The organism is Pseudoalteromonas sp. TAB23 (genome assembly GCF_000498075.1).
Lineage (GTDB): Bacteria > Pseudomonadota > Gammaproteobacteria > Enterobacterales > Alteromonadaceae > Pseudoalteromonas > Pseudoalteromonas arctica.
The window spans coordinates 21,830-31,275 of the sequence record NZ_AUTP01000180.1; the positions used below are offsets into that span (position 1 = coordinate 21,830).

Genomic DNA, 9,446 nt, shown 5'->3' on the forward strand with positions numbered 1-9,446 from the left:
TAGATAGGTACTTGACATATTATTTAAACTCTATATAGTGGGCCGCAGCTAGAAAGAAAGCATGTAAGCTATAAATCTCCATTTCGATATAAGTAATACTTGTAGTACCGTCCTGAAGTTTTTAAAGTACCATCTCATTTTTTGCTACACCCGCTCTTATGAGCATATTTTTATTTTTATTTCAGGATATTACAATGTCTAACATCGTATCAGGTACAGTTAAGTGGTTTAACGAGTCTAAAGGTTTTGGTTTCATCGAGCAAGAAAATGGCCCAGACGTTTTCGCACATTTCTCAGCAATCAAAAGCGAAGGTTTCAAAACTTTAGCTGAAGGCCAACGTGTAGAGTTTACTCTTTCACAAGGTCAAAAAGGTCCACAAGCTGATAACATCACAGCTGTATAATTTTACTTTTTAAGTAAAATGAAAAAAAGCGCTTAAGGCGCTTTTTTTGTGTCTGAAATTTGACTCAAACCAAGCAACGTCCATTATCAATGTAAATTAACTAAATGATATTGCTATTATTAAGCCCCTCCTAATATTTGTTTTTCTATTCTTCTAAGTCATTCTTCTAAACCATTACGCTAATGCAAGTGAGTTGAAGCTTGTAACTTATACCGAACATTTCTCCCTTATAATTTCAAAACAACAAATTCAAAACGACAAAGACCAGCTTGTTAGTAGTACTCTCGATATTGTAAAAGATATTTGCACAGCTATTGATATAACCTGCGAGTTTAAATTGCTTCTTTGGAAGCGTGCTTATAACTTAGTTCATAAAGACCCTCACTTAGGCATTGTTTCAATAGCGAAAACACCGAACGTGAACCTCTATTTATTGGAATTGGTATTAGTATAAATAATCAAAAAGATGCAAAGCAGTTTTCTTTAAAATTGTAAGGGGTGATATATACGAATCATAGTAAATAAAATTGGTTTTAAAGCGGGTAAAAACTTACTAATGTTTGGAGGCGAAAACAATATATGGATTTGTTTTTAAAAAGAAAAATAGATCTAATTTTGGGCTCATAATGACAATAATGCATCAGCTGGAACCTTTGACTATAAAGTGGGGAAGGTGCTGAAAGGCTGCAAAAATTACATCTTTGTGCGCTTGCTAGCAATTGCATCGCATTTAATAAGTAAGTAGTTGTGTGTGCCATAAAGCGATTTAACAAAGAATATAAAAAGTTAAAAATGAAAGATGATTTTGTCGCCCATAAGCATACTTATCTTCAATGATTTATCTTTCGTAAGGCAGCCCTTTATTTTGCTTTATTTTTAAAAATGCAGCTTGCAGTGCTTCAATTAAACGCATATCTGTTTTTTTATTCGCAGCTAAATAAGCATCAATTGTTAGCTCATCTATTTTATAGATAAACCTTAAGTGTGCTGGTTTGAGCTTTAGGTAGTCGCTCATCTGCTGCATATATAATGGATCGTCTACTATTAAATCTACTTTTTTAGCTAATAGTAAAGAGTATGATTTTTGAATATCAGAGGTTAAAACAACTTCAAATCCAAGTTTCGTGAGGGTTTGTGTTGAAAAGTCATTGCGTTGCATTGCAATTTTATACACTTTTGCTTGTTCAGTATTATTTATAATAAGATCATCACGCTCTGATAGGCCGATAAAGCCCAGCTCAAATCGTCCAACTGGTCCAATCCAATAAAATTTATTTTCTCGCTCTACAGTGCGTGCAAGGCTGTATATAAAGGTGTTTTTTAACTCATCTGCAATTTTATAAGCACGTGCCCAAGGATACATTTGAATGTTAGGTGTGAGATCAGCCTCAGCAAATATATCTCTAATAAACTGAGTACCTTCACCTGCTACCTCGCCATTAATCAATACTTGGTTTGGTGGTGCTAACTCTGTAACAACAAGCAGGGCTTCCTTTGCTTGAACATACACAGAGCAAATTAAAAAAAGAGAATAAAGAATATATTTCACAATAGCGAATCGTCATTCGGTTAGCTTAAGTAATAATAAGTGTGGCTGAAAATATGAAAAACACAAAAATTTATTTATGTGAACTTGTTACTAAGATATTGGTTTATTTGAGTTATGTATAACTATAAAGGAGGCTAGATAGATAAGTGGCTTGAAGTTTGAAGTAGGTGAGGCTAAAAAATTAAGGCCTAAAACGATAAAAGGGCCTTGCGGCCCTTGGTGAAGTATCGTTCAAGTCAGATAGAGCTTTAACCCCTTAAAGCGCTATCCTCTTGTTTTGCAACACCGGTGTTCATCTCAATAAGTTTCTAAGCTAGCGAGAGGAAAAACCCAGCAATTGCTGCGCTCATAAGGTTAGCCATAGATCCTGCTAACACTGCTCTGAGCCCTAAGCGTGCGATATCCTTCCGCCGACTAGGCGCCATACCGCCTAACCCACCTAGTAAAATGGCTATCGATGATAAGTTAGCAAACCCACATAAAGCAAAAGTAACAATTGCTTGTGTGTGCGCACTTAACGTATCGCGATAATTTATAAAGTCTAAGTAAGCAACAAACTCGTTCACTACTATCTTTTGACCAATAAAGCTGCCGGCTATAATCGCTTCATCCCATGGCACACCTAGTAACCATGCAACTGGAGCAAATACATAACCTAATATTTCTTGAAGCGTTAATGTTGGGTAATCAAACCACCCGCCAATACCGCCTAATAAACCATTTAATAGTGCAATTAGCGCTACAAAAGCGAGTAACATTGCACCTACATTAAGTGCTAAATGCATACCGTTTGCAGCACCTGATGCAGCTGCATCAATTACATTTACAGGCTTATCTTCGTCATCTAAATCTAAATCAGCTAAGTTATCTCTAGGCGTTTCAGTTTCTGGCACAATCATTTTTGCCATTAAGAAACCACCTGGTGCAGCCATAAAGCTTGCAGCAATAAGATACTTAAGATCTACGCCAATAATTACGTAACCGGCCATTACAGAGCCTGCTACAGTGGCTAAGCCACCTACCATTACTGCAAACAATTCCGACTTTGTCATCGTTGCTATAAATGGCTTAACTATTAACGGTGCTTCAGTTTGGCCTACAAAAATATTTGCAGTTGCTGAAAGCGATTCTGTGCGAGAGGTCTTCAATAATTTTTGTAAACCGCCGCCTAAAATCCTAATTATCCAATCCATAATGCCAAGGTGATATAACACAGCAACAAGCGCTGAGAAAAACACGATAACTGGCAAAACTTGAATTGCAAAAATAAAACCTAATGTGTCTTGTGAGGCGAGTGGACCAAATAAAAACCCAATACCATCATTAGCATAACCAATAACCGACGATACGGCTGNCCGCCTATAACAATTTGCATCGCAAATGCTATACCAACGGTTCTTAAATTAATTGCCTTGCGATTAGTTGACGCAGCAAAGGCAATGCTTAGTAGCACACACATGCCTACTAAGCTCATAAATGTTGTCATACAAATGTTTCCCGTTGTTATTCTTGTAGTAAATATTTAATTTTACTTTTTATTATATCAATCGCAACGCGGTTCATGCCGCCTCGAGTCACAACTAAATCAGCGTTATGCTTAGAAGGCTCAATGAATTGATAAAACATCGGTCTAACAGTTGCCTGATATTGCTCAACAACAGATTGTAATGTTCTGCCTCGTTGCTCCATATCACGTTGCATACGACGCATTAAACAAATATCTAAAGGTGTGTCTATAAACACCTTAATATCAAATTCTTTATTAAGCGCTTTATCACTCAGTAGTAAAATACCTTCAACAATGAGTATTTTAGCAGCTGGCACTCGGCGTGTGGTTGCGCTACGCGTGTGCTGAGCATAATCATACGTTGGTACTTCTACTGAGTTACCACAACGAAGTTGCGTTAAATGCTCAAGCATTAATGCGTGTTCAAATGCATCTGGATGGTCGTAATTTGTTTGCGTACGATGAGCCATCGGCAAATGCGACTGATCCTTGTAATAAGCATCTTCTTCAATAATGGCGATAGCGCCTGGTTCAAGCTCATTAACCAATTCATTGTAAATTGTTTGGCTAAAAAGAGATTTGCCCGACGCTGATGCGCCTGCAATGGCTATAATAGTAGTTCGTGTCACTAAAGTTCTCATCCACACAGAAAGATATATTGTTGGTAGATCACAATAGCAAAAAAGACACGATTAATCTCTTTTGCTTCGCTCAAGGGTGCAAATTTATAATGTTTAGGTTTTATGAAACAGGACTTTTGTCCTGTACGGAAAATTCGATCAGCGGATAAAGTAACCACCTAGAATCAAAGTGAGGTCAAAATGGCAAGAGCAATTATTTTAATGGCAGATAGCCTAGGAATCGGTGCAGCACCAGATGCAGATAAATTCGGCGATCTTGGGGCTAATACATTCGCTCACTTACTAAAAGCATATTACGACGAAACAGGCAGTGCACTGTCGCTTCCTAACCTATCAAAACTTGGGTTAGTGGATGCATGTGAAGCTGCCGGTGGCGAACCGTGTTTAATTTCAGACCGCCAAGCTCCTCAAGGTGCATGGGGTTACGCTAAAGAAATCTCTAGCGGAAAAGATACGCCATCAGGTCATTGGGAAATGGCAGGCGTACCTGTGTTATTTGATTGGGGATATTTCCCAAAGACACAGCCAAGTTTCCCACAAGAATTTATAGACGAGTTTATTGCTCGTACAGGTATTCCTGGCATTTTAGGCAATTGCCATGCATCAGGAACTACTATTTTAGAACAGCTAGGTGAAGAGCACGTAAAAACAGGTAAACCAATCTGTTACACCTCAGCTGATAGCGTGTTTCAAATAGCCGCGCATGAAGAGTCATTCGGCCTAGAGAAGCTTTATCAAGTTTGCGAAATCGCACGGGCGCTACTTGATGAAATGAATATAGGACGAGTGATTGCGCGGCCATTTTTGGGTTCAAATAGCCAAGACTTTGCTCGAACGGGTAATCGTCGTGACTATTCAGTACTTCCGCCAGCACCGACATTGCTAGATGTACTAGCAAAAGACGGCGGCGAAGTAATTAGTATTGGTAAAATTTCAGATATTTACGCGCATCAGGGCATAACCCAAAAGCATAAAGCACCTGGGCTTATGAACTTGCTAGAAAAAACCAGCGAAGTAATGGAAAGCGCGCCAGATCGTAGCTTAATCTTTACTAACCTAGTTGATTTTGATGAAAAATTTGGTCATCGCCGTAATCCAGTAGGATACGCAAAAGCATTAAAAGAATTTGATGACTATTTACCAACTATACTAAATCATTTAAAAGCAGATGACGTATTAATGATCACTGCAGATCATGGCTGTGACCCAACCTTTCCAGGTTCTGAGCACACTCGTGAATACGTACCTGTTATTGCATACCAACCAGGTATGAGTAACACACCATTAGGTGAACGCAACAGCTTTGCAGATATAGGTCAAACACTGGCACAGTGGTTTAGCTTATCTGCGCTTGATTACGGCGACAGCTTTTTAAATGAGCTAAAAACGCCAAATAAAAAGGAAAACAATTAATGAGTACTCCGCATATCAGTGCAAACGTTGGTGATTTCGCCGAAACAGTATTAATGCCAGGCGATCCGCTACGTGCGCAATATATTGCTGAAAACTTTTTAGATGATGCAGTACAAGTTACAGGCGTTCGTAACATGTACGGTTTCACTGGTACTTACAAAGGTAAGCCAGTAAGTATCATGGGTTCAGGCATGGGCATTCCATCAATGTCTATTTATGCACGTGAGCTAATTGTAAGCTTTGGCGTTAAAAATATTATACGTATTGGTACGTGTGGCGGTATTGGCACAGATATCAAAATTCGTGACGTAATTTTTGCACAAGGTGCAAGCACAGATTCAAACGTAAACCGTGCACGCGTACGTGGCTACGATTTTGCTGCTATTGCTAACTTTGACCTACTTTTAAACGGCGTAAACGCTGCTAAAGAGCTAGGAATTAAAGCAAAAGTAGGTAACGTATTTACGACAGACACATTCTATCAAGCAGATGACTCGTTCTATAAAGACTTAGACAAGTTAGGCATGCTAGCAGTAGATATGGAAACAGCAGGTTTATACGGCGTTGCAGCTGAATACGGCGCAAACGCAATGGCATTATTTACAGTAAGTGACCACGTAATCACTGGCGAAGCAACACCTGCTGGTGAGCGTCAAAGCACGTTTAACGAAATGGTTAAAATTGCATTAGAGTCAATAGCTTAAATAATACATAACAGTTCCTTGGTAACGTATTCACTAAGTTTTGGAGACACGCCCAAAGTGAAGTGAGACTAAACCTCCAAAGCCGCATTTTATGCGGCTTTTTTTATGCCTGAAGAAAATAAGCCACCATACAATATTGCATCGGATTTTGACGTGATTTGCTGTGTTGTAGGCGCAGAGCTTGCTCGCGCGCGAAGCACAGCTTCTAATTACTTAAGCTAACTACTCTAAAAGCGAAGTATCTCTAAACCTATTTGTGTATAACAGCCCTAAAAAACAATATGCACGCAGAGAAGAAAAGGAGGAGCAAATGAGAAGAGCAAAACCAATGCTGACTCGGCATTATAAAAGTACAAGCGTTGCTTTAAAAGCTTGTAACCTGCGCGAATAGAAGTGTTTATACCAAGTTTAGAGTATGACTTGTTGCTCATGTTAGAAGCACAGTTTCTGATTGTTTTTATTATTTTAACTTCTAAGCTCTTCTCTAAAAGCGCAGCGTCTCTAAACCTATTTGTGTATAACAGCCCTAAAAAATAGTATGCACGCAGAGAAGAAAAAGAGGAGCAAATGAGAAGAGCAAAACCAATGCTGACTCGGCATTATAAAAGTACAAGCGTTGCTTTAAAAGCTTGTAACCTGCGCGAATAGCAGTGTTTATACCAAGTTTAGAGTATGACTTGTTGCTCATGTTAGAAGCACAACTTCTGATTATTTTAACTTCTAAGCTCTCCTCTAAAAGCGCAGCGTCTCTAAACCTCTTTGTGAATTAATCACTTTAGGTCTTAACTCTACGGTAGAGCAGAGTTTGTAGAGCGCAGTAAAGCTTCTAATTACACAACAAACTGAACCTTTAAAAACAAAAAAGGGCCAAGGCCCTTTTTTATGATGTTGCGCCTAATCATACAGGCCAAATACTGAGTGCTTAAACAACTTCACCAGCTACTATCGTATTAAAGCTGTCGTTGTCATGTAAGCTTGCAAATGCGCTCTCATGTAATAGCTCATTACGTAAGTTTGGAGAGTATTCAAGTGCCATTTTAATGTCGGCTAATGCATCAGCATGCTTATGTGTTAGTGCATAAGCACATGCTCGTTGCCAATAGGCATAACCATAGACACTATCTATATCAATGGCTTGATTACACAACTCAATGGCTTGTGCTGTTTCATTTATTTCTAATAATGCATCGGCCTTATAAGCAATGGCTTCAACATCCTCTGGTTTACGTTTTAAAATCTCATCAAATATTTCAATTTTATTCGCAAAATCACTTTCTAAATTGGCACGCATCCATAACGAATGAACCTCGTTGGTAACCGATATGCGCTCTTGGTTACTGAGAATTTCTTCTGAGCGTACGCGTAGTTTTTCTTCAAGAATTTTTAATCGGTCTTCATACTCGTCAGTAATTACACTTACACGTGTATTTACAATATCTTCTACTTTGTTTTTAACATCGCGTAGTGAGTTCCAGCCCACTAAAACCAAAATAGAAGCCGTAGCGGTAATTATAAAAAATACATTATTAATAGTATCGGTAGTGTACGTTAATGCGCGATCTGCAGTATCAAGCTGTGCATGAGTAACTTGCTTAGTTACATCCTCACGGAGTTTTTGTTGATCTTGCCTTACGGCTTTTAGCTCGTCGAGTATGTAGCGCTCCATTAGCGGTTTAAACATAGACTCTTTAAGTTGTTTGAGGGCTTGTTGCTCTTGTTGTGCTGTAGGGGCTGCTGGTTTTTGTTCAGCAGAATTTACTATGCCCGAAAAAAAAGTTAAACAAACAAAAAGTGTAGATAGGTAATAACGCATCGGTACGCCTAATTAAATTAATTACTGTAATAACTTTAACATGCAGGGCTGAATGGCACTAGGGCGTGTTGAACTTTGGTGGGGGAATTTGCAACAGTATGTTTGGTTTTTAGGCAAGGTAGAGCCTATGTAGTGTGGTTACTCCCCATAAATAGGCGATAACGCAGCATTAATACCAAACATGCGCTGCCCTTTGGGTTCTTTCTAGGGACGATTAACTCTTTGTTGCTCGGTTTTTACTTAGCCCACTAGGTTACAAACCTCGCGCCGTGATTTAATCGCCCCTAGATTGAACAAATTTCAATCCACAAAGAACAACACGCCCTAGGGCGCGTTGACTTTTCAGGATTAAAATTGACCTAATTTAGATAGGAGCAATAGCTGTAAGAATTTTTTAGCTTAGTGAGCTTAGCAATAATAGGGTAAAGCATGAGCACTTTGCTAATACTTAGGTGGTTTTAGGAAAAAATAGGCAAAAAAAAACCAGCTCAATATGAGCTGGCAAAAACTGCTTAAAACAACAATATGTCGTAGGGATTCACAGGAGAACAACCTCATACTAACTGAATCTTTATGAACAAATACTTAATTCAATTCAATTAGTTAAAAATATAAGAATACTCAAAGTATTCGGTTTATAAAGTAAAGGTGCATTGGGCTTAAGTAATGCACCTTTATAATTATAACTATATAACTACAATTTCATGGTGAAGGGGGGTATTCCAATGTGCGCTTTAAATAAATTAAAGCCACTTTCAAACCCTTCACATACCATTACGCCGAAATTTTTCAATTCGATCACAGGTCTAGTAAAAAGGTTAAGGTTAATTCACTAATTTGTTTTTTTATCTTACGTAATACCTTACACGAGCGTCATCAGATTTATTTTTACTATTATTTTAAACGTAATTACAAAGCTATTGTTAAATACATCATTAGCAAAAGGCTAATCAAAAATATAAATTGGAGCAATCGTTTTAAATAGTATGTTGAGGCTGGCGTAGCATAATTTATGCGCCTATATTAAGGATACGTAAGTGTTTAGGCAGGCACACTAAATAATAAGCAAGCCGATTAAATAAAAATAACCGTTACTTTTTAAAAAGTTATAAATACATAAGCAACAATACTGATTGATTAAGTATTTTACTTTTCTATTATAAGGATTCCACAATGAGCAACCCTAAAGCAGGCCAATGTCCGGTCATGCACGGCAGTAATACTAAAACGTCTAATCCCAATACTGATTGGTGGCCAAATGCCCTAAACTTAGACATTCTTCATCAGCACGACACCAAATCAAACCCATACAATAGCGACTTTAATTACGCTGAAGCATTTAAATCAATCGATCTTGACGCGCTAAAAACAGACGTAAAAAGCTTAATGACCGATAGCCAAGATTGGTGGCCAGC

General features: G+C 38.2%; 6 protein-coding genes and 2 pseudogenes. 4 read left to right on the plus strand and 4 right to left on the minus strand.

Annotated elements, in window-relative coordinates; translation table 11 throughout:
• Positions 1-194 precede the first annotated feature (194 nt).
• Positions 195-404, plus strand: a complete 210-nt coding sequence (locus L654_RS0108785) for a cold-shock protein (RefSeq protein ID WP_002959120.1) — start codon at positions 195-197, stop codon at positions 402-404.
• A gap of 838 nt (positions 405-1,242) precedes the next feature.
• On the opposite strand, the gene L654_RS0108795 is transcribed toward L654_RS0108785, so the two are convergent.
• The 3 genes and pseudogenes from L654_RS0108795 to udk all read right to left on the minus strand — a co-directional run bounded on the left by L654_RS0108795 (position 1,243) and on the right by udk (position 4,089).
• Complete coding sequence (locus L654_RS0108795) at positions 1,243-1,953, minus strand: transporter substrate-binding domain-containing protein (RefSeq protein ID WP_010555227.1); 711 nt, start codon at positions 1,951-1,953, stop codon at positions 1,243-1,245.
• 308 nt (positions 1,954-2,261) lie between these two features.
• Positions 2,262-3,439, minus strand: a pseudogene (locus L654_RS01000000125790) (NupC/NupG family nucleoside CNT transporter).
• A gap of 17 nt (positions 3,440-3,456) precedes the next feature.
• A complete protein-coding gene (gene udk / locus L654_RS0108805; protein ID WP_007583533.1) occupies positions 3,457-4,089 on the minus strand; it encodes a uridine kinase in 633 nt (210 codons plus the stop codon).
• 192 nt (positions 4,090-4,281) lie between these two features.
• Here udk and L654_RS0108810 point away from each other — a divergent pair, with 192 nt between their 5' ends.
• Positions 4,282-5,514 carry a phosphopentomutase gene (locus tag L654_RS0108810; RefSeq protein ID WP_024607820.1) on the plus strand — a complete coding sequence of 411 codons (1,233 nt, stop codon included), beginning with the start codon at positions 4,282-4,284 and terminating at the stop codon, positions 5,512-5,514.
• A complete protein-coding gene (deoD, locus tag L654_RS0108815) occupies positions 5,514-6,218 on the plus strand; it encodes a purine-nucleoside phosphorylase (protein WP_024607821.1) in 705 nt (234 codons plus the stop codon). Before L654_RS0108810 ends, deoD begins: the two co-directional genes overlap by 1 nt.
• 922 nt (positions 6,219-7,140) lie before the next feature.
• Here deoD and L654_RS0108825 read toward each other — a convergent pair.
• Positions 7,141-8,031 (minus strand): tetratricopeptide repeat protein, encoded by an 891-nt coding sequence (locus L654_RS0108825; protein WP_007583526.1) that lies wholly within the window; start codon positions 8,029-8,031, stop codon positions 7,141-7,143.
• Between the two features lie 1,173 nt (positions 8,032-9,204).
• Between L654_RS0108825 and L654_RS01000000125795 the strand changes: the two are divergent.
• Positions 9,205-9,446, plus strand: a pseudogene (locus tag L654_RS01000000125795) (catalase-peroxidase); the annotation flags it as partial.